The sequence below is a fragment of the Porphyromonas sp. COT-052 OH4946 genome (genome assembly GCF_000765965.1).
Lineage (GTDB): Bacteria > Bacteroidota > Bacteroidia > Bacteroidales > Porphyromonadaceae > Porphyromonas > Porphyromonas gulae.
Genome location: NZ_JQZY01000027.1, coordinates 25,573 through 51,456 on the forward strand (window position 1 = coordinate 25,573; position 25,884 = coordinate 51,456).

The window sequence follows — 25,884 nt, forward strand, 5'->3', positions numbered from 1 at the left end:
CAGGACGCAATTGTCAGCTGATTCTGCTCCCATCAATGCGCTAACTATCAGCTATTTGTGGCCGTTTTATGGGATTTTCGTTGAAGTCTTTCGCGGCAGAGCTGATTCTTAGTTTTTTTTCAGATCAGGCAAAAAGAAAGAGCGAGGAGGTAATCCAACTCACTACGAGTGTCATCAACAGCATCACCAGCTCTACGCGCCGATTGATACGAATAGCAATCTGCATATCTGCCGTTGTCAGTTCGCGTTCGTTATGGCCGATATAAGGCTTGCTGATGCTTTCTCCAAAATAATCGTGTGTGCCACCGAAACGGCAATTCAATATACCTGCAAGAGCTGCCTCGGGATAACCGGAGTTAGGACTTGCATGTTGCCGACCATAACGACGAACAAAAGAGAACAGGTGGAGCTTCCCACTCACGAGAATCATCAGCCAAGCCGTAAGCCTTGCAGGAATATAGTTGGCGACATCGTCGATTTTGGCAGCTATCCGCCCGAAAAAAAGATACCGCTCCGTCTTATAGCCAATCATCGAATCAAGGGTATTGACCATCTTATAGGCCATCATCCCCGGCAATCCCAGCCACATATACCAGAACATAGGAGCTACAACTCCATCGCTCAGATTCTCCGACAAAGTCTCCAGAGCTGCCGTCCTGACTTCCTGCGCCGACAGAGCTACCGTATCGCGTCCTACGATGCGGGCCACTTGCCTGCGCCCCTCTTCAAGCGAACGATCGACTGCTTGGAATACCATACGTACCTCACGAATAAGGGTAGTGCCGGCCAAACAGAAGAAAATGCCGACAGCCGAAATAAGAGAAGCCACAGCAAATGCCAGAGCAATCCACAAAGAATCGTCCATCAAAATGGCATAGATACAGACAAAAGCAAGCCCCAAGAGGATCAATAGGGTCAAAAGAAAAACGGCTATGATATAGACCACCGACATCAAGCCGCCTTTCGCCTTGCGGTAGTTGCCTCTATTCAACCTCTTCTCTCCGAATGCAATCATCCGCCCGAAGCCGACTACAGGATGCGGAAGAGAAAGAGGATCTCCTAAAAAATAGTCTGCCAACCATCCCAGCAACAGTGGCAATAAAAAAAGAAGAATGATCAAAACAGATTCCTGCATACCGAACAGAAAAAAGGAATTAGAAAGAAATCGATCGAAGTGCATCGATCAGCCAATCGTTCTGCTCGCGCGTCTGTGTAGCTATACGAATGCAATGGGCATCCAAGCCCTCGAAGTTGGAGGCATCCCGAATCAGCAGACCGTATTGATCGGCCAAAACAGCTTTCAGTTCGGCAGCCGAATGATGACGACAGCGAACCAGCATAAAATGGGTATCAGTCGGCTCCACCTCATAACCGGCGATTGAGCCGATAGCCATGCGTAGCCGTTCGGTTTCCGCATGCAACTCGGCCAAAGGTACAGAAGCAGGAAATCCCTGCTGCACCAAATACTCACCGGCGGCAATGGCAAGGGCATTCACCGACCACGGCATGCGGCAAGCTCTGATCCTTTCGGTCAGAGAAGCGTGGGCTGTCAGGTATCCGAGGCGTAAGCCCGGTATGGCAAAACGCTTGGTAAGCGAATGCAGCAGCAAAAGATTGGGGAGAGAAACCGCCTCTTTCGTATCGAGTACTTCGGCCGTGGAAAAGTATTCGTAAGACTGATCCACAATGAAAATCGTGGACGGACACTCTCGAACGATACGATACAATTCGCTTGCCTTCCAAACGCGCCCCGTCGGATTGTTCGGATTACAGAGCCAGACCATATCATATCGAGAAGAAGCCTCTTCGGGCTTGGAAATGAAATCCACACGATGGCCATGTAGCCGGCAAGCATCGGCATATTCGCTGAAAGTGGGAGCCACCACGGCCGAAGAAGATCCACGGAAAGCCTGTGCTATGAGATAAATAGCTTCCGTGGCACCAGCGGTCACACTGATAGAGTCGGCAGCTATGCCGTGATAATCGGCCAAACCTTTCTCCAAAGAATAAGGCTCCGGCTCCGGATAGGAGCCGATGCTATCCAGTCTCTGATGAAGGTAATCCAGCAGACCCTGACGCTCGGTGGCGTTATATACATTCGAACTGAAATTAGCCCGAATGGGTCCATGACGATAGAGATCGTCTCCGTGTCCTTTAATCATCGTTTTTCATCAGTTGGTAAATCAGCGGAACATCGGCATATCGACGCAGATGGTCAGCCAATTTATCGTATTGCTCATCCTTATAGCGGGCATAGTCGAAGCTCTTCCGTTCTTCCATTTTGTCTGCATACGGCGAGAGCAGATAGTCTATTACGACCGGATTGTCCAGTATACCATGCACATAAGTACCCATACAAGTAGCATCCACGAAATATCCGTCCTCTGTTCCATCCGAGAGTCGATTCAGTGGAGAAGATGCTGCACCTTCGACAGGCATCGTCCGTCCCATATGAATCTCATATCCCTCGCACTCATCCGTATGATCCAGAAAGCGAAATGCCGTACGACGCGTAACCTTCTCGCCCGTCATCACAGTCGTTACAGGCAGCAGGCCGAGACCGGGCAGGCGTTCTATATCGCCCTCTATATGGTCGGGATCGCAAACCTCCATGCCCATGAGTTGGAATCCGCCACATATCCCCAATACCGTTGTCCCGTCGCGATGTGCCTGTACGATAGCTTGTGCCGCACCATTGCGCCGCAATTCATAGAGATCGGCCAAAGTACTCTTGCTGCCGGGTAGAATGATAATATCGGCCTTGCGCAGCTCTTCCGTATTGTTCGTATAGTAAAGGTGTACGCGAGGATCACGTTCCAAAACGTTGAAGTCCGTATAGTTCGACAAGTATCGCAGCAGGACTACAGCTACATTCACCCGTCCCTGTCCGGCAGCATACTGCTTGACCGACAGTGCTACGGAGTCTTCCTCCTCGATATGAATATCCTTATAATAAGGTATTACTCCCACAACGGGAATGCCGCACAATTCCTCAAGGATCTTTTTCCCTTCATCGAAAAGGCGAAGATCGCCCCGAAACTTATTGATCAGAATGCCTCGCACATGCTTTCGCTCTTCGGCAGAGAGCAGCATGATAGAACCATAGACCGAAGCGAACACGCCTCCACGGTCGATGTCGGCCACAAGGATCACGCATGCACCTGCATGGATGGCCATCGGCATATTGACTATATCGGTATCGCGCAGATTCAATTCGGATATACTGCCTGCTCCTTCCATCACAACAGGGCTGAAACGAGAAGCCAAGCGGTCGAAAGCGGCGTACACCTCCGTACGCAGTTCGTCCCTCCCCTCTCGTCGAAAGTATTCGTAAGCATCCCGATTGCCTATCGGACGGCCATTGAGCACGACCTGTGAAGTATGATCCGAACTCGGCTTGAGCAGCACGGGATTCATATCCGTATGACATGGGATGCCGGCAGCTTCGGCCTGCACAGCCTGCGCTCGTCCGATCTCCAAACCTTCGGGCGTGACGAACGAATTCAAAGCCATATTCTGCGCTTTGAACGGGGCCGGATGATAACCGTCCTGCCGAAAAATGCGACAGAAACCCGTAGCGATAATACTCTTGCCTACATCGCTGCCTGTGCCGACAAACATAATCGGCCGTAGCTTTCCGCCTTCCGTCATTTCTTCTTTCTCTTATAGGCGAATCTATGCCACTTCTCCTCGCTCCACCCCTGCTGCTGCATTTCGTGCCGAGCCATCACGAAGAAAAGATCGGACAGGCGATTCATCCACTTCAAGATTGCATCCGGAACTTCATCGGATCGGTGCAGTGTCCACAACCTTCTTTCCGCTCGGCGTGCTATCGTACGAGCCAACTGCAAATGAGCAGAAAGCGGCGTACCGCCCGGAAGAATGAAGTAGCCGTTGTCGGCTGTTTCGCCCAAAAGCCTGTCGATAAAAGCCTCGCAGTCGGCTGCCGCTTCTTCGGGGAAATGATTAGGATTCTGCTCACGCTTGCCGGCAGGAGTGGCCACTATACTCATCGCTGCCATCATCCGCATCTGAATATCGTACAGCACGGTCTGACGCTCATCCTCCTCCGGCAGGAATGTCCGGATCATGCCGATGGCAGCATTCAGCTCATCCATCGTGCCGTAGGCTTCCACTCGTACATCATCTTTCTTCACACGCTCCCCACCGAATATGCCGGTGGTTCCTTTGTCTCCTGTCTTCGTATATATCATAGATTACATCGTTTCGCTTCCATCAGTCGAACCACGTCCACAGATCGTCATGCTCACCCCAGTAGAGATGCGTATATCCGGCCAAGAGATTCTTGTATCGGTATAGCGGAGTCTCCACGGCTTCGCCTCGCACATTGTACTGCTGTGCCACGGATGGCGTAGAGCCGATAGTGGAAGAGTAGTGAAATTCATGTCCGCGTAGCTCTTTCCCCTTGTACACCATCCGCCTGTAGCCAAGGTGCAGGCGCATTCCTTCCATCGTAGCCGCTTCAGGCAATACGCCACACATGGGATAGTCCCGTCCGTCCATGCCCCGTATCGTATCGCAAAGGTACATCATACCGCCACACTCGGCCAGAGCATGACCTCCCGACTCGATATAGTCCCGTACCGACCGCTTCATGGATTCGTTGGCACTCAATGCCGGCAGGTAAAACTCCGGATAACCGCCGGGCAGATACAGGAAATCGCAATCATCGGGCAGACGATTGTCCCGCAAAGGACTGAATCGAACAACCCTTCCTCGGCTTTCGAGCCGACGAATATTCTCCCGATAGGTGAAGTTAAATGCTTCGTCATCCGCCATCGCAATGCATTTCCTCCCATGCAAAGAAGATTCCGTAAAGCTCTCTTCTTCGATAACCGGATCGACATCGGAGGCCATCAGGCCAAGCAATCTCTCCACATCCACATACTTCTCAATAGCATCTGCCACCTTGTCCGGCAAATACTCATAACGGGCTAAATCCTCCACAGACAAACCCAAATGCCGCGACGGTACTTCCAAATCTTTCATCTTCGGCAAGTAACCGAGGCTGGCCACACCGGCATCCGCAGCTGCTTCTTCCAGATAGCGATAATGCGAAGCGGAGCCCACCTTATTGAAAACGACACCCACCGGAGCCACACCCGGGCGGAAGTGTTTGAAGCCATACAGTATCGGAGCCACGGAATAGGCCGTGCTGCCTGCATGGATCAGAAGCAATACGGGAATGCGCAGATTTTCGGCCAAAAGGGCACTGCTACCCGTCATACGGTCGTACCCGTCGAAGAAACCCATCACACCCTCTACGATGGAAACATCGGCTTCGCAGCCATAGCGGTCATAGAGTCGGGCGATATGCTCCCGGCTCATCATGAAAGCATCCAAATTCACCGTTTCCGTTCCGCATGCAAGGCGGTGATACTTAGGATCGATATAGTCGGGACCGCATTTGAAAGGCTGCACTTTGAGACCGCGCCTTCGAAGCAATCGTAGCAATCCGAGCGTGAAAGTAGTCTTTCCACCACCCGATGAAGCAGCACTGATAAGGAGATGAGAGCGTTTAATAGGAACAGACAATTATAGGAACAGACAATTATATGAGTTAAAAGAATCGAGATTTACAGACAAAAGCCAAGGAAGAGAACGAAAGGCCTCCCGATCGGACGAACAGCTCTGCACCAACACAATCGGCAGCTACACTTCCTCTATCCATCTTCCATCACTTTAGCGATCGCTAATTTAGGAATACTTCCCCATCAATAGCACAACCGCCCCTCTTTCTCCTTTCGGAATACACCTGCCAATATCTACCAATGCCGGCAACCGCAATAGAAATATAGCCTGATGACTTTATTGCAAAGCCGATAGGTCCACTTTATAGTAGGTAGGGGCAGTATTGTCTTTCTGTAGAAACATCACCATATAAATGGGGGCATAAATAAGTTGTCCATCCACTTTTAGGGTGTCATTGTTCAAAATCAGAGCACGTGGCAATCGGTACTCCTTGTCTGCCATGATATTAGCTAAGGCACGATGCGTCTGGTAGTCCTTGCCCGATTTCACTTCGATGGGAAGCACCTGTCCCTCTGTTTCGATGACAAAATCCAATTCGCCTCGCTTCTTATTATTGTAGTAATAGGGCGTAAATCCATGAGCCACCAATTCTTGTGCAACTGCATTTTCGTATATGGAACCGAAATTAATATCCTTGTCGCCCTTGATTATCCGCAGCTGGATACCTTCTGTATACTGGGCTGCAAGTAAGCCAACATCACTCTGGAAGAGTTTGAACAAATTTCGTGAACGAGCAAGTAGCAAAGGTGTCTTAGGCTCCTCTACATTGTAGACAGGCAAAGCCACTCCTGCATTCTTCAACCAAAGAAAGCTGTTCTGATAATGCTCAAACTTGGCATTCTCATTTAGTCGTTTTAGGATAAAGCGTTTATTCTTTGCATTGAGTTCGGGAGGAATCAGATCGAAAATCTCTTCTATGTATAGCTTGTTGTTCGGATCATACTGTGCAATATCACGCTTATAGAGGCGAATAATGTCTTGCTGTATGGTCATAACTTCTTGAAGGTTATTGCTTTCGATATAGCTACTGACAGCTGCAGGCATGCCGCCAACGACAAGATAGAGACGAAACAATTCCATCATTTTGGAATGAATAAACTCATCGACAACAGTATGGTTTTGCCAAGCATTGCGCAAATACCCTATTATATCTTCACTGATACCCACGCACAAAACAAACTCTTCGAAGTCAAGCGGATACATGTCTTTGACACCCATATACCCGACAGGTTCGGAGCGTAGATCTTTCAGCTCCACCCCCAACAACGAACCACTCAATATATAGCGATACGAACCTTCGTCCACTAAAAATTTGATAGCCGTTACGATCTCAGGACACCTCTGTACTTCGTCAAAGAAGATAAGCGTATCGCCTTTGATTAGGGGAACAGTCGTCATCAGAGACAAGCGAAGCAAAATCTCCGAACTGCTTTTGGCATCTTTGAAAACATCGACAGCCTCCGGGGTATCCACAAAGTTTATCTCCACAAAACTTTTAAAGGATTTTCCAAACTCACGGATGGAATATGTCTTACCGATTTGCCTCGCTCCCGTAAGAAGCAAAGCATTACGAGAACTTTCGTAATAATCCTTGAGGTACTTGTCTATCTTCCTTCTCAACATAGCCACTTCCATTTATGCAAGACAAACATAGCTGTATTTTTCCGTTTTTCCAAGGCATAAAGAGGGCGTTTATTCCGCTTTTCCAATACCGAAACGACCTTTTCGTTCCGCTTTTCCAAGATTTTGCCTGAAATGAGAGACAGGACGTATAGATGAAAAAGCTGTCTTTCGGATCGGATCGGAGAAAAGCAGAGCATGCCATTCGGGTTATTTTTTTCGCGCGAAAAAAGTTTTCAACAACGAAGACGAGTTTGGAATGATTCTAAATAAGGGGGTAAAAAGAAGTAGATTATGAAGTCCAGAAGATGAAAAAACGAACTTTTTCGGATCAAAACATGCTTTTCAGAAGAGAAGATAACGATCTGTATATAAACCGTTTTCGATCTATATATAGATTGTTTTCATTTTATATATAAATCGTTTTCCATTTATATATAGATCGGAACTCGTTTCTATATAAATCGCAGGCTGAAAAAGGCTCTCTCAGGAGCTGAAATAAAAGAGGCACCCGCACGATTCGTGGCCGAACCGTACGGGTGCCTTGTACCTTTAGGGGAGTATAAGAGGGGTTATTCCTACTTATTCGTCATAGGGGTTTATACTGTTTGCTGAATATCGAAATGGCGTGATAGGCTATGGGCGCGAAAGAATCGGCCGGAAAGATCGGGGTATAAAGGTATTCGGTGTGCATATTCTGTCATCGTTAAGTCTATAGTATCCATGTAATTCTATTCAAGCAATCGGCTCTCTTGTCAGGAACATCTAACTCCCGACAGAGAGCTTCATCAGGTTGGCAAAGGTAAGAAAAACGCTGAAGTCGAATGAATCGTAACAGCAACCGAATGTTTTACTATAAAACATTTCATCGGCAAGGGTTTATCTTTGTGGCAGAATGAACGGTAACTATCGGGTATATATCACGGCTGCAAGGGCAGATCTGCTGCATGTGGCGGCAGTTTGTCGTGCTGTGGAGGCTATCGGCGCACGGGTAGTCCAATTCGTGCGTGAAGCGGATACATACGATCCTTGTGTGCGGCTATCGGTAGCCTACAAAGGAGCCAAATCTCTTTTGATAAAGGCTCTGATGCCTATGGCCCGGACCTATCCGATTATGCTCGGTATTCGCAGGGAGGATACACCTGTAGGGCGCATCGGACTCGTAGCTTTCGATCTGGATTCGACGCTTGTGCGCACGGAGATCATGAATGAATTGGCCACCGCACACGGATGCCTCGATGAGATGGGTGAACTGACGGAGGCTGCCATGTCGGGGAGAGAGGAGTTTCCGGACAATTTCAGCAGGCGCGTATCCATGCTGCGAGGCTTGCCTTTGGCAAAGCTGGAGGAGCTATCTGCATCTCTCCCGATCGTTGAGGGACTGCCTTCGTTGATGCGCAAATTCAAGGAGCAAGGTATTCGCTCCGCTATCATTTCGGGAGGATTCCGACTTTATTCGCACAACATCAAAGAGCGGTACGGCTTCGACTACATCTGCACATCGGAAGCAGAGATCGAAAATGGCCTGCTGACAGGCCGTCTATCGGGTACCATAGTGGATGCGGAGGTCAAAGCCGAATTTCTCCACTCTCTGGCCAAGGAGCTATCCCTCTCACCGACCGAAATTGTTGCCGTAGGCGATGGTGCCAATGATGTACCCATGCTCGACTTCTCGGCCGGCAGCATCATATTCAATAGTTCGGCACATCCGCCTTCCACGCCCCAACTGCGCATAGAAGCCATTCTCCAAATCATGGGTTGCCGATAGTCGCCGACCTGATCCGCAGAGAATAAGAACCTCCGTGCTAAGAGAAATTTATCGGACGGAGGTATGCTTTTTGGCGGAAATATATTTACTTTGGGATAGAAGAGTAGACCCATAAGGAGCTTGAATACGATGCGATCGTATCCGTGAAATATGGATCGGGAAAGGTGCCCGTATTCTTTGGTTTTGCGAGCTTCTTTTTTGACTTTCCCGTGGAGTTTTTCCCCTGATGTATGGCCGAAGAGGAAGTATTCGTACCTCTTCAGGGCATAGGGACAAAAGTTTTTAAGAATACAATTATCAGATTTATCACAATGAAAGTAGGTTTGTTCATCCCCTGTTATGTCAATGCAGTGTATCCGGAAGTGGGTATCGCCACGTACAAACTGCTGAAGAGTTTGGGCATAGATGTCGACTACCCGATGGATCAGACATGTTGCGGCCAGCCTATGGCCAATGCCGGATTCGAACAGAAAGCTCAAAAGCTGGCTCTGCGATTCGAAGAGCTGTTCGAGTCGTATGATGTAGTCGTAGGGCCATCGGCCAGTTGCGTTGCTTTCGTGAAAGAAAACTATGATCATATCCTCAGACCGACAGGACATGTCTGCAAGTCGGCAGCCAAGGTTCGGGATATATGCGAGTTCTTGCACGATGACCTGAAGATCACCAGCCTCCCCTCCCGATTTGCCCATAAGGTGAGCCTGCACAACAGCTGCCACGGCGTACGCGAACTGCATCTGTCCACCCCCAGCGAAGTGCACCGTCCGTACCACAACAAGGTGCGCCGGCTATTGGAGATGGTGCAGGGCATAGAGGTGTTCGAGCCGAAGCGAATAGACGAATGCTGCGGTTTCGGTGGTATGTACTCAGTGGAAGAACCCGAGGTGTCCACTTGTATGGGACATGACAAGGTGCTGGACCACATATCCACAGGTGCGGAGTACATCACAGGGCCGGACAGTTCGTGCCTGATGCATATGCAAGGGGTGATAGACAGAGAGAAATTGCCGATCAAGACAATTCATGCAGTAGAAATTTTAGCAGCAAACTTATGAGTACGAAGCATAGCGAAGCGGCTGCCCGCTTTTTGGAGAATAAGGCCGGAGCCAAGTGGCATGACGAGACGCTCTGGATGGTACGCCACAAACGGGACATCCAACGTGATACGGTACCGGAATGGGAAGACCTGCGCCAACTGGCTCACGACATCAAACGCTACAATGTGACGCACCTCGATGAGCTGCTGCTTCGATTCGAAGAGAATGCTCGCCGCAACGGTGTCATCGTCCATTGGGCTAAGGACGCCAAGGAGCACAACGAGATCCTGTATGGTATCCTGCGTGATCATGGTGTCAAAAAGTTCGTGAAGAGCAAATCCATGCTTACCGAAGAGTGCCACCTGAACGAATATCTTATCGAAAAGGGTATAAACGTGATCGAGACAGACCTCGGCGAGCGTATCCTCCAGCTTATGGAAGAGCCACCGAGCCACATCGTGATGCCGGCCATCCATATCAAACGCGAGGCTGTAAGCGATCTGTTCCACGACAAGCTGGGTACGGAGAAGGGCAATTACGACCCTACGTATCTGACTCGTGCAGCACGCAAAAGCCTGCGCGAAGACTTTATCAGCGCGGATGCAGCAATGACGGGTGGCAACTTTGCCGTTGCCTCTACGGGCGAAGTCGTCGTTTGCACCAATGAGGGCAATGCCGATATGGGTATGGCTTGTCAGAAATTGAACATTTGCTCTTTCGGGTTGGAGAAGTTGGTGCCCGACTTGGATGCCGTGGGGGTATTCACCCGACTTCTGGCACGTTCGGGTACGGGACAGCCCTCTACGACCTATACGGCACACTACCGCAAGCCTCATGAAGGCGGAGAGCTACACTATATCATCGTAGACAACGGAAGGACGGACATCATCGAAAATGAGGAGCACGTGAAAACGCTCAACTGCATAAGATGCGGTGCATGTATGAATACGTGTCCCGTCTATCGTCGCTCCGGCGGTTATTCATACACTTATTTCATCCCCGGGCCTATCGGGATCAATCTGGGTATGCTCAAGGATCCGCGCCGGTATAGCGACAATGTATCGGCCTGCTCGCTCTGTCTCTCCTGTTCGAGTGTGTGCCCTGTGAAAATCGACCTCGGTGAGCAGATCTATCGTTGGCGTCAGGATTTGGATCATTTGGGGCGTGCCAGCCAAGAGAAAAAGCTGATGTCGGCCGGTATGAAATACCTGATGGAAAGCCCGTGGCGTTTCAATGCGGCTCTGAAGATGGCTCCCATAGCCAACAGTCTGCCTCGGTTCCTGCTGTACAACGGCCTGAACGCATGGGGCAAGGGGCGCGAATTGCCTCGCTTTGCCTCTACTTCGTTCAATAATTGGTGGAAGAAGAATATCAAGAAGTAATCATCATGGACAGCAGACAAATCATATTAGACAGAATCAAACAGCACACCAAGCAGCGTGAACCGAAACCGGAGATGAACTTTACTCCCATTACCTTTCCGGACAAGGTGGCTCGCTTCATCGAAATATCGCGTGCAGTGGGCGGCGATGCCATAGAGCTTCAGCCCGGACAGGACATTAACGAAGTGATCAGAGCCGCATATCCGGACGCCAAACGGATCGGATCAGCCCTTCCATACATTCATATAGCTACCTACAAACCGGACGAAGTAGAGAATCCGGGCGACATGAACGGTACGGACTTGGCTATTATCGAAGGTGAAATAGGGGTGTGCGAGAACGGATGTGTATGGGTGGATCAGACGATACAGAAGCGAGCCATGTTTTTCATCTCGGAGTACCTGGTCATCGTCTTGGACAAGACGAAGCTCGTACACAACATGCACGAGGCTTATAAACGTGTGGCCGAAATAGACTCGCAGTCTCCATACTCCTGCTTTATCAGTGGGCCATCCAAGACTGCCGATATAGAGCAGTCTCTGGTAATCGGGGCGCATGGTGCCCGCGGAGGCATCGTGATATTGAAATAAGAATCGAACAAAAAAAACGCGCTTTGCGACTCTTTCATATTCGGCCGACTGTGCCGTCTATGCCTGAGTCGCAAAGCGCGTTTTTATCCTACCCTCTCCGTTTGCTTGCTCTACTTCTTTTCGGGTAGCAGAACGGATAGCATGCTTCCTTCTACCGTTACCTGCCCTTCTGCGATGAGCGACAGCTCCATCAGCACTTTCCGGTCCGTTACCTCTTTGATGTGGGCATGTAGCTCCAAGTCCACTCCCATCGGGGTAGGACGACGATAGTTGAGATTCAGATTAGCCGTCACGTATCTCAGATTCGGCTCCGAATCCATCGGGCGACTTTGAGAACGATAACCGGCTGCGGCTGCGGTGCCATTGCCATGGCAGTCGAGGATGGCGGCAATGAGTCCTCCATAGACAAAGCCGGGGAACCCTCCCGTATGATGTGAATCGGGACGGAAATGCGCTACCGTCTCATCCGGATGCTCTTCCGCCCAATAACTCTTTACATGCAGACCATGCTCGTTCGATGTGCCACAACCGTAGCAATGGCTAAAGCCGGTGGCATAATACTCCTGAAAAGATTTCTTATCCATATTGTTCGTGCTGTATTGCCGCAAAAGTACGCATTAGCAGCCGGATAGTATCTGTTAGAAAACGTTTTATTTACGAACGAGAACTCGATCCAAGAGTTTGGAAAAGTGTGATCAACATTACTCTCATTCTACACCTATGGAGCTTCTCTCCAAAACTTATATTAGTTTCAGCCAAAACTAATATTAGATTCGACACGCTGAAAAATAAGTCTTGTCAAAGACCACTCGGTACGGCTTTCTACGTCCTACTTTTTTATCCCAAGAGTGATTAACGCGACTCTTCCTCGATGACACGGAACTCGGTACGACGGTTCAGTTGGTCGCAGATTGACTGCTGCTCCTCGGTCAAAGGTGTGATGAATTCCTCGGTGAGTACATCGCCTTCCTTCAGGAAATCGTGCCGTTCGGCCATCTTAGCCGTCACCGTCTTGGGGACAGACTTACCGTAGCCTTTCCACGTAAGCCTGTCAGCTGCTATGCCGCGACTCGTGAGGTAGTCCACCACGGATTTGGCTCTACGGTCGGATAGTCCGAGGTTGTAAGCATCGGGGCCTTTCCTGTCGGCATGCGAACCCAACTCGATCCGAATATCCGGATTGTCCGTAAGGATACGAATCAGTTCGTCCAGGCTCTTCATACTTTCGGGTCGAAGGGTGGCTTTATCGAAATCATAGAAAATATTTTGCAAGCCTTCGGCCTTCTCACGCGATGCAAGGAAAAAATCCACGTAGTAGGTCTCGCTCTGCTTGGCAGTATCGGTCTTGAGCTCTACATACTGATTCAAATAGCCGGATGCTCCTGCAAGCATCACATAGCGGGTATCGCCCTGCACGGTCATCTTATAGGAGCCATCGTCACGAGTGGTCACGAATCCCTGTCCTACGGGGCCGCGTTCGCCTACGATCCTGACAGTCGCTCCGGCTATGGGATTTTCTTCTCTGTCCATTACATAACCTTGAATCTCGGTGTAGATAGCCGGCAATTCGAAATGGAAGAGGTGCGGCCATCCGCGTGCATCGCCTCGGTTGGAACAGAATACGCCATTGACACCGTTGTCCGGCAAAGCTCCTTCTTCGTTTTTGCCTTTAGGCTCCACAGCCAAACCGAAATCATCGGCAGAGGAATTGACCGGTTGTCCCATATTGACTACATGCCATCGGCCGGTAGAGTCCAGTACGGCTTTGAAAATATCCAGTCCTCCCAAACCGGCGTGTCCGTCCGAAGCGAAGAAAAGGGTACTATCCCCATCTATGAAGGGAAACATTTCGTCCCCCGGCGTATTGATGTCAGGACCCAAATTCTCCGGTGAACGATAAGAACGATCCGACACCTTGACACGATAAATATCCTTGCCGCCATAGCTACCGCCTATGTTGCTGACGAAATACAGGTAATTGCCGGATGCCGACATAGAGGGATGAGCAGCCATACGGAGCGAATCGCGCATAATGTCCACGAGCGAACCGTTGCTCCAGCCGCCTTCTCCGCTCCGAGTGGCAGAATAGATCTGTACCGTACGGTCGTAATCGGCTCCTTGCTGCGCCAACGTATAATATATGGTACTGCCATCGGGAGTGATCGTCGGCACGCCTTCATCCCAAGAAGTATTGATCCCTCCGGACACGCTATCGGGACGTCCCCATCGTCCCTGTGCATCACGTTTGATGATATAAATATCATTGGGTTTCAGTCCCGTTATGCTGCTATTATCCAAACCGTCGTCTTTGCTTCTGCTCGAGGTGAAATAGAGAGCCGAAGCATCGGGTGCATAGGCCGGGCCGAAGTCGCCCCGTGCCGAATTCCACTCGGCGGCTCGTCGTATCCGGTAACGTGTAGGATATTCCTTCTGTTGGAGGGCGAAGAGACACCCCTCCAAACCGATAGCTGCAAAATAACTTGTCGGATAAGCTTCCAAATATTCACGGAAGAGGGCCTCGGCTTCCTTATAGTTACCTCCTTGCTGATAGGTCTGTGCCAAACGGAGCAGTACCACAGAATCCGGATACCCGTAGCGTCTGGCATTCAGATAGCCACGCAGAGCTTTGGCTTGTCTGCCGGCGGCACGATAGTTTTCACCGGATCGGAAAGCCGTATAAGCTTTCATCTCCATCTGCTTTCGTGGTGTACGCCTGTATAGCGTATTGTACATATCGGCAGCCTTGGTGTACTCTTGGCGATCGTGTGCCTTCTCCGCATCTTTCAGCTTCACGCTCTTGCAGGCAGCAAAAGCAAGGCATACCAACAGGATAAGAAAAGGATAATGGATTTTATGTTGTCCGTTGTGCATATTAAGAAGAAAAGGAATAGGCTATGGGATATGAATCAGTTTGTGCATCTGTATGCTCAGACGCCAAGCAGGAAAAGCCTTGACGAACTCGACGCAGCGAGTAATGGCAGAAGGATCGGGTTCCATGGCATCGTCCCCCGTGAAGATAGGGCTGACAAGATAATACAGAGCAGTGGGCAATTCATCGATCGGTGGAGGCAGAGGGGTATCGGATCCCAGCGGAAAACGAAACTCCCCCACTCCATCCGGGAAATTTTCTTTCAGCTTTCCTATGGCTTCGGGTTTGGGACTACAGGAAATGTAGTCTATACCTTTGGGTACGGGGCGAGTTCCGTTGGTCTCTATGGCCTGATAGTAACCAAGCCGGTGAAAATAAGCCGTAGCTTCTTCTGTAAGTTGCAGTGTCGGTTCTCCACCAGTCCAAATGAGAAAGCGTGTGGGATAATGTTCGATACTGTGGGCAATCTCTTCCAGTGACATTTTTTCCCCTTGGATGAAATCGGTATCACAATAGGGACATGCCAAATTGCAGCCTGCGAGTCTGACAAAGACAGCAGCTCGTCCGGTATTGGCTCCTTCACCCTGAAGGCTGTGAAAGATTTCGTTTACGAGCATTGCTCCGTATTATCCTGTACTATATTATAATGTATAGGAGGCCGAGCACTTGCGAGTCTCGTCCACCCGACAACCGATCAGTGTCACTCCCGTGCCGGCCAGCTGCATCGGCCCTATCACTTCTGTCAGATAAACAGCCATATTCTCAGCTGTAGGATTGAATGGTACCACGACCAGATCGTCCAGCACAGTCTCACGCAAAGCAGGAAGCAACGGATCCTGCTCCCATAGCATCATCTTGTGATCCCAATGATCTTCAAGCCACTGGCATAGCAGCTCCTTGATAACGCCAAAATCGACTACACGCCCGATCGAATCAAGAGCCGGTGCACTGCATATAAAGTGGATACGATAGTTGTGTCCATGCAGATGTCTGCACTTGTGATCGTGCCCCACTACGCGGTGTCCCATGCTAATGTCGTGATAACGTTCGGCTGTAATCATATATTGTTGAGCTAAGTTTCTGCTGTTCAAAGGTAATGAAATAATCCCCTTCTTCACGTATTCTGCTGCTGAGGTGCCTTGTCTGAAAAAACACCTTTGTAATTTTTCGAAACACTTTTCGTGCACATTTCATGTAAAAATCACCTGTTTTTGCTCTTGTACTCGTAAGTGATTGAAATAATGTGCATTAACCACTTTTGCATGCGTGATTTGTCCAAATTGCACCTTGATTCGTTAGTTTTTTTGTACACAAATGCGTGATTTGTCCAAGAAAATGCGTGATTTGTACAAGACCTTTCCTTAATATATTCTTTCATTTGTGTGACTCTTAAAGTGTAAGAGCTAAAAGTCACAGTTTAATCAATCTAAAATTTTTCAATTATCACAGAAAAGTAGTATAATAATCAAAACACAAAAAGAAGTCTAAAGGAAGGGTTAACTACCCGGTTTGACAAAAGAAATGGAGCCAGAAACCATTAAAAACGGGGCGGATTCGAAAAGCCATACGAGTAGTAAATTTAATAAATAACAACTATGCCTAACAAAAACAACAAAAGATTCTTAGTAACCTATGCAGATCAAGAAATTAGCAAAGCCTCTGTATCAAAACTGTTAAAAGTAAACCAATCAAATGTAAAGGAAGGGGTATCTTTCATGTCTGCCGAAAGAGCCGCTTTGGAAGATAATGTCTTGCATTTTGAAAACCTTGGTATTTCAGTGCTTGAACTTACATCGGAAGGAGCAAAGAAACTTGCAACTCAGAAAGGTGTCTTGGCAGTAGAAGAAGATACAAAGGTATTTGCCTTGGGTTTGGGCATGGAGCCAAAAGGGTTCGACCATAACTATCAGCCAGAGGTTTACATCAATCAGGAGGAAATGGCGAAGTTAGAAGCAAGCAAGAGCAAAGGAGCTGCAAGAGTTAAAGGCGATCTTCGCACAAAAGAAGCCTTTACTGAAACCGTTGTGCCGTTTAAAGTTCAGAGCGAAGGCACGATAGTGGGAGACAAAACAGTTCCCGAAGAAGAATCTAAGCCTTTTAGCCTTCAAAGATGTTCCGGTCAAAGCAATTTAGTTGCCGACAAGTCATTGGAAACCGATAAGCAAACTCAAACGCAAGAAGGTGGTTTTGCTGATGGATACAAGAAGGCAATGGTCGATATGTTCTCGTCAATGTTAGATGCAAATCTCAAGAAAGACGCTTCAAAATCTTGTGATGTTGCAGCTGCATCGGCACAAACACTCGACTCTACTATGGATATAAATGCTTCGTACATTCCTTGGAATATCAAAATGGTAAAAGCGCCTGGAGCATGGGCAAGGGGCTATGATGGCTGGAATGTAAAAGTTGCCGTATTGGATACCGGTATTGATTATAACCACCCTGATTTATGGATTTATGGTGGTGTTGACTTCTCTGGTTCAGGAAGTTATATGGATTATTGTGGACACGGTACGCATTGTGCTGGTATTATTGCAGCAAGAGAGTATCGGGGGCAAACTGTAGGCGTTGCTCCTCGCGCCAGACTTTATGCCGTAAAGGTTCTGGGTGATGATGGATTCGGATATGTAAGTGATATAATTGCAGGAATGGATTGGTGTGTGGGGAATGGCATTAAGGTGGCAAGTATGAGTTTAGGTGGTTCCTACGCTCCGACTGAAGCTTATAAAAACGCTGTTTCAAGATGCCAGCTAAATGGAGTTCTTGTTGTTGCAGCGGCAGGCAATGGTGGGGACGGATACTTCCCATGGGTAGGTGCTCCCGCTAATTCAGCCAGAGATAATTGGTGGAGTACAAGTCCGATAGCAGTTGGTGCTGTTGATTGGAATAATAATCTTGCTTCTTTCTCATCAAGAGGACGACAATATTTGCCATGGAATCCTGTCGGTTGTGTTGCTCCTGGAGTAAGCATCACATCAACCTATTTAAATAACGGTTATGCGTATATGGACGGTACAAGTATGGCTTGTCCACATGTTGCAGGACTTGCAGCTTTACTATGGGAAAGATGGGGCCATAGTGTGAATACATACTGGATTAAGAAGCAAATATTGATAGGTTCTTACTACGGGCATCCATATCCAAAAAGCGTGGAAAAGGGATTTGGTCTTATCAATTGTGATAGGGTAGTTTCAACCGATGAAACCGTCTTCTATGACAGTTGGAAAGAATGGTATCTATTTTGGTAAATGTAGTACGAAGCAACACACAAAAGGCATCAGCTTAGTGTGAAGATTTCGTTGTAGCTTTGACATTGATGTGAAACATTAAAATTGAATGTTATGGACAAAATTAGTTTTGAACTTCAAAGAGAGATAAACTCGAAACCGTTCGGAGAATTTGATGTTATTATCACATTGATGGAAGGCGTGAATGCAGAATCTCTCAACTTGAAAAACTATCGGGTGTTGATGAGCAACATCTTGGCTGCCAGACTGACTGCAAAAGAATTGCAGGCATTGGCACAGAACGAAGGTGTAAAAGCCATAGAGCCTGATGTTCAAGTAGGGATACTGTAATTCGATAACATTAATACAAAAGGGGCTGTGTCAAAATTCATTTTTGGCGCAGCCCCCTTTATTTTCTCGTCAGTTCGATCTAAGCCCGACTTCCCTATTCAGGGCTGACGCATTAAAAACAGCTTTCTAAGTACTTTTATAGTCATTAAAGCCCCGTTAGTTGTGTATCATTCTCTATTTGAAAGCCTCTGCATGGTTCCGGGCCCACGGATAGAGCGTAAAAAATTTATCCTCTTGACTTTTTACTCCTGATCGTTTTCCTCTCAATACAATTTTAATGTGTCGCCCCTGCTGCTGAGGTGCCTTGTCTGAAAAAACACCTTTGTATTTTTTCAAAACACTTTTCGTGCACATTTCATGTAAAAATTACCTGTTTTTGCTCTTGTACTCGTAAGCGATTGAAATAATGCGTATTAAACTCTTTTGCATGCGTGATTTGTCCAAATTGCACTCAAGATTCGTCAGTTTTTTTGTAGACAAATGCGTGATTTGTCCAAGGGAATGCGTGATTTGTCCAAGTCTTTCCCACAATATGTTACTTCATTTGTGCGACTCTTAAAGTACAAGAAAAGAGTCAAAAGTCACAGTTTAATCGACCTAAAGTTTTTCAATTATGGCGAAAAAATTAGTACCACAACTAATTTCAAAAGAAAGATTGCAGAAATTAGAAGCAAAAGCAACTCTTACTCCTCAACAAGAGGAAGCGAAAGCTCGTAAAATCGAAAGGGAGGAAGCCAAGCTTAAAGAACTGAACATTCCTGTCGAATCTAAAGAATGTAAAGATTGCAGCCCTACAGGGATGATCAATCCGTATGCACTTACAGAAGTTGTTTTAGAGAGACCATTGGATTGGAGCAACCCACGGACTACCGATATAGTAGAACGTGTGTTGGGCTCAAGCATGCAAGATCTATCCAAAGGTGACTCTATATTAGGAGCCGGAAGAGACCGGGATGCTGAGGTCAAAATCGTGGATTCGGCTTTGACTAAGACCCAAAGAGGGCAGGACGGTCTGGAGAGAATCCTTGAATCGTTCAACGATTATGACATGCCTCCCGAAGAAAAAGAAGAAGCTGCCTCAAAGGCAAGAAAAGAAGCCAAAAAACTTGACGTCAACGACCTCAGAGAGCAAGCACTGTCATCCACTACTCTCACAAAGGAGATTAGCAAGATAATCCTTCCGACAAAAAATTTAAGAGATGATCATAATACAGTGCATCAGTACAGAGAAGTCGGCTTCCAGAGCAATGGAGCACACAATCTATGGGACACAGTAGTCCAAGGAGCCGTTGGCGATTGTTACATGCTTGCAGCTTTGTCGGCTATAGCCTGGGTACATCCCGCTCTATTGAATATGGATGTGGACATCATGTCGAATCAAGATGAATGGCGACTCTATCGCTACTTCATAGGGCGTTCAGGACAGTCAATACCATGCTCATCGGGAGCAGGAATTTCCACCAATGAAATTCTTCAGAGAGGATATTACAAAGTTCCGATCTATGCAAGAAGCCGCTATTGGTTCAACGGAGAATACTGGCCCGCTCTTTTCGAACAAGCGTATGCGAACTGGAAATTTCCTAATGCATCTAAAGAGAACGCAATCAAGCAAATTGCAGGAGGCTTTCCCCACGAAGCACTTTGTGAACTGAGTGGAGATAGCTGGTTTGTCAGCAATTATCATATGCTTTCTTCTTTCACAGATGAGACATTACTAAATTTCATGAAAAATAATTGCCAGGATTATAAGACGACAAAACCGATGACAATTTCAACTGGAGGCATAGATGAAGATGAGCGTGTATTCGATCCTGTTCCAAATATGAATGGGATTGTGCAGCTGCATGCTTATACAGTTTTGGGATATACAGTTTCCAATGATGGCTATTACCTGATTATCCGCAATCCATGGGGAGTGGTTGAGCCAACAGGAGATGGAGTACTAAGTAAAAGAGACTGGGTTACTCACTTCGAAAACAAAAAGTACTTCAATCTATCCAAAGACGATGGCATTTTCGCACTCCGACTTGACAAAGTGAGAGAGAACTTCAGCTACATCGGATATATGTATTAATATCAGATATATTACGGTTTGAGAACGATGGAGGCTGCCCGGTAGAGCGGGCAGCCTCTTCTTTTTCCTGTACACGTCACACATCATCGAAAGCGTGGTGCGTAAACTTTTTTGTTTTGGCTCGGGAAATAGAAAACTATCACGCCACAGAACGAAAAGGTTTTCGCGCCGGTCTTTCCAGAAACATGCACTACGATCAGATCTTTTCCGGTTCGGTAACAGGTTCTTAGCCGTGGATCTGTCTGCTCAATTCCGAATCGACAAAGCTCCATACCCAAGTATATACTATAGGATCGACAAGATTCTTCTATTATATCTCATTGCAACCATTGAGAGTATTGTCTGAAAGCTTAGGAGTTTTTGATAGAATACTTAGAACTATTTGATAGAAAGCTTAAGAGCTTTTTGAAGAAAGCTTATGAGCTTTTAATAGAATACTTAGAACTATTCGACAGAAAACTTAGGAGTATTTTGAATAGTTTTCAATACCTTTGCCCCTATACATCAAGAAGATTCGGGAATAAACCGCTGATATTCCGGATTTTACCTAAAGACAATAAAGGAAAAAACGATTGAGATATGTCCAATAAACCTCTACAATTCGTCCTCGTGGAACGCAAATTGAACGTCGGTGCAAATGCAGGAAAAGTAGTGCAGATTGCCCAGCCGACGGGCAGACATCGAGTAAGTTTTCGCAGTTTTTGCGAGCGTGTGGCAAAGTCCACTTCCTTCAATCGTCAGGAAGTGGAAGCGGTTTTGAATTACGCCACCGAAATTGCCCGAGACATCGTAGCAAACGGAGACATCGTGGAGTTTGGTGATTTGGGTACGCTCAAGCCTTCATTCAAGAGTAAAGCCGTTCCGAAAGGCGAGGTTTTCAGCATACAGAAGCATATCGAAAAACCCATCGTACGCCTCAATCCATCGAAGAAATACTTTACGCTTACCGATGTGTGCTACGAACGAATGCCTGCCAAGCCCAAGGGAAATACAAAATAATGTCCCGTTCTCTTCGTATTCGGAGTAGCTGCGGACATATATCAGTGAGGACGGAAACGAAGTTCGAAGGAGTATGTGCCCGATGAAGGGCAAAGGTATGCCGGAGCAGTACCGGGGCCGCAGCTACCATTGCCCAATCCGCGCTGCATATAGTCGAAGCGCAAAATATGATGCGTGGGCGCGGATAACTCCCATCGGTGGCGAGTCTGTGCAAGAACCTCGTCGTCATAGGGAAGAATGGAGAAATCGACCTGCCCCGATACTTCCACCCTGATACCCCTACCGGATTCATCCGTCAGGGTCAGAGCTCTAAGGCCGGTCCTATTGCCCATACTCTGGGGGCGTACATAGGATTCGACCATATGGCTCACGCGGTCGGAATACAATCCGAAGAAAGCACTCTGCCTGCGATCCACATAATTCTCATGAGGGCCTCGTGCCAGATATTCGATTCGATCCATCTGCAAGGGCAGGTACATTTTTATCCCAAGTCTACGCAACTTATCTGCCTGTTCCTTTTCGGGCGTGAAGTCTGCCCGAATATCCACCGTACCGTCTCCATATATATAATAGGTAAGGCGATAAGGGCAGAGGGCATGATGCGATGCCGTGAGGGTCACCCGTGTGGAATCGGCATTGACCTCGTAGGAAGGAACAGCGGGCTGTACCTGACTTGCCGGTGCTCCGGGGGGAATACTTCCGTAGGGGGAGTCGTTCTCCACCCAGCGGAAATTGTCATAGACAGGGCCTCCCTTCGGGACGATCACAGAGCAGTCGCCATAGTTCCAACGAATAAGCTCTGCCGTATGAAGATCGAATACGAGCTGCACTCTGTCATTAGCGATACGAAGGTGATCCCCTTCCGTCGTCACTTGCAGCGTGGGCATCCGCTCGGGCAGGAGGGAAGCAAAACCGTCTCTTTGTGCAAGTGTAAACTGTTCGGATGCTACCGTGTGTCCCTTATCAGCCCAAGTGGTGGCTTCACGAAGGAAGAGTTCGAAATTGATATGGTAGTCGCGAGTCGAATACATTGGAATATCGGCGACGGGTATTCTCAACGCTGTTTTTTCTCCAGCCGGCAGTTCGGGTAAATCCATTTCTCCGCTTTCGATCACACAGCCGTCGGAGAGGAGCTTGAAACGAAGCCCGAAGCGATTCAAGTCCGTAAAGGAGTAGGCATTTCGCAGAGAGAGCAGTTTGCTTTTACTGTCGTATGCGTCGAATTTCACATGCTGATACACTTTCTTCACTTCGTACAACTTCGGAGTCCATGAGCGGTCAGCCGTCACAAGCCCGTTGTTCACGAAATTTCCCTGATGAGGTCCCGGATAGTCGTATCCGGTATGCAGGCGATAGAGTCCACGTTTGATTTCGGAAGGATCGTAGATGGCCTGATCCACCCAGTCCCATATACAACCGCCTATACCGGCACTGCTCCGTTCTATTATATCCCAATAGTCCTGCAAATTGCCGACACCGTTGCCCATGGCATGCGCATATTCGCACATGAAATAGGGCTTTCCCTCCGTCCCCCGACCATTGGCTCCGGCCTGTACCTGAGCAAGGGAAGGATACATAACGGAATGCAGATCGGTATATTCCGTTCCGCCACGGGTGGCACCCTCGTAGTGAATGATGCGCGAATCGAGTGCACGAACCGCCGCATAGGTATGTCGGAAGTTTTCTCCCCCACCCGATTCATTGCCGAGCGACCAGAACAAAATCGAGGGATGATTCCGATCCCGACAGACCATACGGACGGTGCGATCCACGTACTGCGCCCGCCACGATTCGGCATTGGTGATACCGCCTTTCTCCCCATGGTCATCCCAGTTCTTATGACACTCCAGATCGGCTTCGTCCATGACATAGAGGCCGTAGTAATCACATAGTGCATACATCTTGGGCTGCCGTGGATAATGGCTCGTACGAAGGGTATTGACGTTGGCCTGCTTCATCATCGTTATGTCCTTGATCATTGTAGGCAAGTCGATGCTGCGGCCGTGAAGCGGATGCGTATCCTGCGTATTGACTCCCTTGAACAGTACTTTACGACCGTTCAGATACACCGATTGATCGCGAATTTCTGACTGACGGAATCCATACTTGGTGGCAAAGGCCAATTCTTCGTGCCCCTTTTCATCCCACTGGGTAATAATAAGAGTATAGAGCGTAGGTGTCTCGGCTGTCCACAGAGATAGATTGCGAAGGTCGGCTTTCCGGAAGTGAAGGCTTTGCTTATGTTCCCCCACAGATAGTCGGATCTGCTTCCGTTCCTGCCATATGGTTTTTCCTTGAGGATCCAAGAGACGTATTCCGACAGTCTTACGTGTGGGCGATCCATCTCTGTTGTCCATATCTACGGCTACGGATATTTCCCCTGTAGTATAGTCGGATTCGGGATGCAGCTTGCTCGTAATGTAATGATCCCGAACGGAAGTGCGAGGCGTGGCGTACAGATAGACATCCCGATGCAATCCGCTCATATGGAACATATCCTGTCCCTCCAAATAGGAAGCATCCGTCCAGCGGACTACTTGTATGCTCACATTGTTCTGTCCCGTACGAACTGCCGCACTGATGTCGAACTCGGCATCGTTATTGCCCCCTTGGGTATAGCCGATATAACGCCCGTTTACCCACACATAAGCCCCACTATAGAGGCCATCGAAATGGAGATAAACGCGCTTCTTTTCCCAGCCTGTCGGAAGGATAAAGTCACGCCGATAGGAACCTGTCGGATTGGGATCCACTGCCGAAGCATAAGCCTTCTGAATCCGAATAAATGGAGGATTGTCCTCGAAGATGTGATTTACATTGATATATAAAGGTGTATCCCAACCTTTCATCTGCCAGCACGATGGTACTGTGATGGTATCCCATGCAGACACATCGAACAGATCCTCGACAAAATCGGTACGAGAAGTACGGGCATCGGGAGAATAACGAAAATGCCACAAGCCGTTCAGTGATAAAAATTCTGCCTGCGAAGGAGTGAGCCAAGGTTTCTGATACCGCTCATCAGCCTGCAACAAGGCCGTTGTAGCATAGGGCATAAAGGTGGCGTGGCCGTCTTCTTTGTTTTCGCCAAACACCGTTTCATCTTCCCAATACGGCCTCTTCCCTGAAACAAGACTGTCGGACGACATGGATAAAGCTCCGTTTCCGTACAATACGGTAGCCCATGAGATACTGCAAACAGAGGAAAACAGTATGAAAATCGAAAGGATTCGCCGGCTTATCTTCATAAATACCTGGTTGTTTAGTGAAAGCAAAGATAAACGGAGTTTGCTCCGCATAATATAAAAGCCATCCTTCTAAGCGTTACTATCGCAGGGAAACGAAAAAAGGGATACTCTCGTACCCCTTTCATCGTGGTCCCACTTGGGCTTGAACCAAGGACTCCCTGATTATGAGTCAGGTGCTCTAACCAACTGAGCTATAGGACCTGCATTGCCTGTATAGACCTGCAATTGCGGTGCAAAGATAAGTTTTTTCCTCAATATGCAATAGTCATCAAAAAAATCTTTGTGGTCGAAAAACAAGAGAATTTCCACACCAAGCCTTTCCTTAACCTCCAAATCGGACTACCTTTATCGCCCCGAATAACCCCACACGTACAGCAATGGAGAAAATGACTATCAAGCAGCTGCACGAATCCGATCGCCCCCGAGAGAAAATGATCCGACTCGGTGCTCGCTGCCTGACCGATGCCGAACTGCTGGCCATCCTCATCGGATCGGGTAATGACCGGCAGACAGCCGTCCAACTGGCTCAAGAGATTCTGGCCAAGATGGATAACAGTCTGCCACGTCTGGCCAAATGCGACATACAAGAGCTGACCGGCAACTTCCGAGGTATGGGACCGGCAAAAGCAGTCACCGTGATGGCAGCAATGGAACTATCCCGACGTATTCCTTCGCAAGAGATGCCCCGTAGAGAATCCATCACCGACAGCCGGATGGCCTATCGCGCTATAAGTCCATTCCTCACAGACCTACCACAGGAAGAAATGTGGGTGTTACTCCTCAACCAAAGCGGAAAGATAATCGCCACGGAGAACCTTAGCCGAGGAGGCATATCGGAGACTTCGGCCGATGTCCGTCTGATCATGCACAAAGCCGTCTCCCATCTTGCCTCAGCAATTATTCTGGCACACAATCATCCTTCGGGAACGGTACGACCAAGCGAACAAGATATTCAGCTTACCCAAAGGGTACAGAAGGCTGCCACATTGCTGGGATTTCGGCTAAACGACCATCTGATCATCGGTGACGATGGGGCGTATTTCAGTTTCGCCGACGAAGGCCTTCTCTAATGTTTCACTGAATTCATACAAGCAAATGGTGCGAAAAGGAATATGCTATAGCGATAAAGAGTATTGATTCTGACATTGCCTAAAGATAACCCATCAAAT

20 protein-coding genes and 1 tRNA gene are annotated in these 25,884 nt (G+C 48.1%); 9 read left to right on the top strand and 12 right to left on the bottom strand.

Annotation, left to right across the window (positions count from 1 at the left end; translation table 11 throughout):
- Positions 1–124: 124 nt before the first annotated feature.
- The 6 genes from cbiB to HQ50_RS09005 form a co-directional block, all read right to left on the bottom strand.
- Complete coding sequence (gene cbiB, locus HQ50_RS08980; protein WP_039429903.1) at positions 125–1,135, bottom strand: adenosylcobinamide-phosphate synthase CbiB; 1,011 nt, start codon at positions 1,133–1,135, stop codon at positions 125–127.
- Between the two features lie 19 nt (positions 1,136–1,154).
- Positions 1,155–2,162, bottom strand: coding sequence for a threonine-phosphate decarboxylase CobD (cobD, locus tag HQ50_RS08985; RefSeq protein ID WP_039429906.1), 1,008 nt, complete (start codon positions 2,160–2,162; stop codon positions 1,155–1,157).
- The gene (locus HQ50_RS08990) at positions 2,155–3,651 is read right to left on the bottom strand and encodes a cobyric acid synthase (protein WP_039429909.1); all 1,497 of its coding nucleotides are present in this window, start codon (positions 3,649–3,651) and stop codon (positions 2,155–2,157) included. The genes cobD and HQ50_RS08990 overlap by 8 nt, the downstream gene beginning before the upstream one ends.
- The gene (locus tag HQ50_RS08995; RefSeq protein WP_039429911.1) at positions 3,648–4,214 is read right to left on the bottom strand and encodes a cob(I)yrinic acid a,c-diamide adenosyltransferase; all 567 of its coding nucleotides are present in this window, start codon (positions 4,212–4,214) and stop codon (positions 3,648–3,650) included. The genes HQ50_RS08990 and HQ50_RS08995 overlap by 4 nt, the downstream gene beginning before the upstream one ends.
- Positions 4,215–4,236: 22 nt before the next feature.
- A complete protein-coding gene (locus HQ50_RS09000; RefSeq protein ID WP_039429914.1) occupies positions 4,237–5,556 on the bottom strand; it encodes a cobyrinate a,c-diamide synthase in 1,320 nt (439 codons plus the stop codon).
- Between the two features lie 273 nt (positions 5,557–5,829).
- Positions 5,830–7,176 carry an ATP-binding protein gene (locus tag HQ50_RS09005; protein ID WP_039429916.1) on the bottom strand — a complete coding sequence of 449 codons (1,347 nt, stop codon included), beginning with the start codon at positions 7,174–7,176 and terminating at the stop codon, positions 5,830–5,832.
- An 892-nt stretch (positions 7,177–8,068) separates the two neighbouring features.
- Here HQ50_RS09005 and serB point away from each other — a divergent pair.
- The 4 genes from serB (at position 8,069) to HQ50_RS09030 (ending at position 11,947) form a co-directional block, all read left to right on the top strand.
- The gene (gene serB, locus HQ50_RS09015; RefSeq protein ID WP_039429921.1) at positions 8,069–8,941 is read left to right on the top strand and encodes a phosphoserine phosphatase SerB; all 873 of its coding nucleotides are present in this window, start codon (positions 8,069–8,071) and stop codon (positions 8,939–8,941) included.
- Positions 8,942–9,252: 311 nt separating this feature from the next.
- Positions 9,253–9,993 carry a (Fe-S)-binding protein gene (locus HQ50_RS09020; RefSeq protein WP_039430062.1) on the top strand — a complete coding sequence of 247 codons (741 nt, stop codon included), beginning with the start codon at positions 9,253–9,255 and terminating at the stop codon, positions 9,991–9,993.
- Positions 9,990–11,357, top strand: coding sequence for a lactate utilization protein B (locus HQ50_RS09025; RefSeq protein WP_039429922.1), 1,368 nt, complete (start codon positions 9,990–9,992; stop codon positions 11,355–11,357). Before HQ50_RS09020 ends, HQ50_RS09025 begins: the two co-directional genes overlap by 4 nt.
- 5 nt (positions 11,358–11,362) lie before the next feature.
- Complete coding sequence (locus tag HQ50_RS09030) at positions 11,363–11,947, top strand: LUD domain-containing protein (protein WP_026292071.1); 585 nt, start codon at positions 11,363–11,365, stop codon at positions 11,945–11,947.
- A 110-nt stretch (positions 11,948–12,057) separates the two neighbouring features.
- On the opposite strand, the gene HQ50_RS09035 is transcribed toward HQ50_RS09030, so the two are convergent.
- The 4 genes from HQ50_RS09035 to HQ50_RS09050 form a co-directional block, all read right to left on the bottom strand.
- Positions 12,058–12,531, bottom strand: coding sequence for a PaaI family thioesterase (locus HQ50_RS09035; RefSeq protein WP_039429925.1), 474 nt, complete (start codon positions 12,529–12,531; stop codon positions 12,058–12,060).
- Positions 12,532–12,799: 268 nt separating this feature from the next.
- Positions 12,800–14,818 carry an OmpA family protein gene (locus tag HQ50_RS09040; protein ID WP_018964352.1) on the bottom strand — a complete coding sequence of 673 codons (2,019 nt, stop codon included), beginning with the start codon at positions 14,816–14,818 and terminating at the stop codon, positions 12,800–12,802.
- 21 nt (positions 14,819–14,839) lie between these two features.
- The gene (locus tag HQ50_RS09045) at positions 14,840–15,433 is read right to left on the bottom strand and encodes a 7-carboxy-7-deazaguanine synthase QueE (RefSeq protein WP_018964353.1); all 594 of its coding nucleotides are present in this window, start codon (positions 15,431–15,433) and stop codon (positions 14,840–14,842) included.
- Between the two features lie 24 nt (positions 15,434–15,457).
- Positions 15,458–15,877 (bottom strand): 6-carboxytetrahydropterin synthase, encoded by a 420-nt coding sequence (locus HQ50_RS09050; protein WP_039429928.1) that lies wholly within the window; start codon positions 15,875–15,877, stop codon positions 15,458–15,460.
- A 534-nt stretch (positions 15,878–16,411) separates the two neighbouring features.
- Here HQ50_RS09050 and HQ50_RS09055 point away from each other — a divergent pair.
- The 4 genes from HQ50_RS09055 to HQ50_RS09080 all read left to right on the top strand — a co-directional run bounded on the left by HQ50_RS09055 (position 16,412) and on the right by HQ50_RS09080 (position 21,467).
- The gene (locus HQ50_RS09055) at positions 16,412–18,064 is read left to right on the top strand and encodes a S8 family peptidase (protein WP_018964355.1); all 1,653 of its coding nucleotides are present in this window, start codon (positions 16,412–16,414) and stop codon (positions 18,062–18,064) included.
- Positions 18,065–18,157: 93 nt separating this feature from the next.
- Positions 18,158–18,394 carry a protease inhibitor I9 family protein gene (locus tag HQ50_RS09060; protein ID WP_018964356.1) on the top strand — a complete coding sequence of 79 codons (237 nt, stop codon included), beginning with the start codon at positions 18,158–18,160 and terminating at the stop codon, positions 18,392–18,394.
- Between the two features lie 613 nt (positions 18,395–19,007).
- Positions 19,008–20,468: a C2 family cysteine protease gene (locus HQ50_RS09070; protein WP_039429934.1), complete on the top strand. Its 1,461-nt coding sequence runs from the start codon at positions 19,008–19,010 to the stop codon at positions 20,466–20,468.
- A 579-nt stretch (positions 20,469–21,047) separates the two neighbouring features.
- Positions 21,048–21,467 (top strand): histidinol phosphate phosphatase, encoded by a 420-nt coding sequence (locus HQ50_RS09080; protein WP_018964359.1) that lies wholly within the window; start codon positions 21,048–21,050, stop codon positions 21,465–21,467.
- 41 nt (positions 21,468–21,508) lie between these two features.
- Here HQ50_RS09080 and HQ50_RS09085 read toward each other — a convergent pair whose 3' ends face one another.
- Together HQ50_RS09085 and HQ50_RS09090 are read right to left on the bottom strand one after the other, a co-directional pair.
- Complete coding sequence (locus HQ50_RS09085; RefSeq protein WP_039429941.1) at positions 21,509–24,715, bottom strand: glycoside hydrolase family 2 TIM barrel-domain containing protein; 3,207 nt, start codon at positions 24,713–24,715, stop codon at positions 21,509–21,511.
- Between the two features lie 127 nt (positions 24,716–24,842).
- Positions 24,843–24,916 (bottom strand) — tRNA-Ile (locus HQ50_RS09090).
- Positions 24,917–25,092: 176 nt separating this feature from the next.
- Between HQ50_RS09090 and radC the strand changes: the two genes are divergently transcribed.
- A complete protein-coding gene (gene radC, locus HQ50_RS09100; protein WP_039429945.1) occupies positions 25,093–25,785 on the top strand; it encodes a DNA repair protein RadC in 693 nt (230 codons plus the stop codon).
- Positions 25,786–25,884 lie beyond the last annotated feature (99 nt).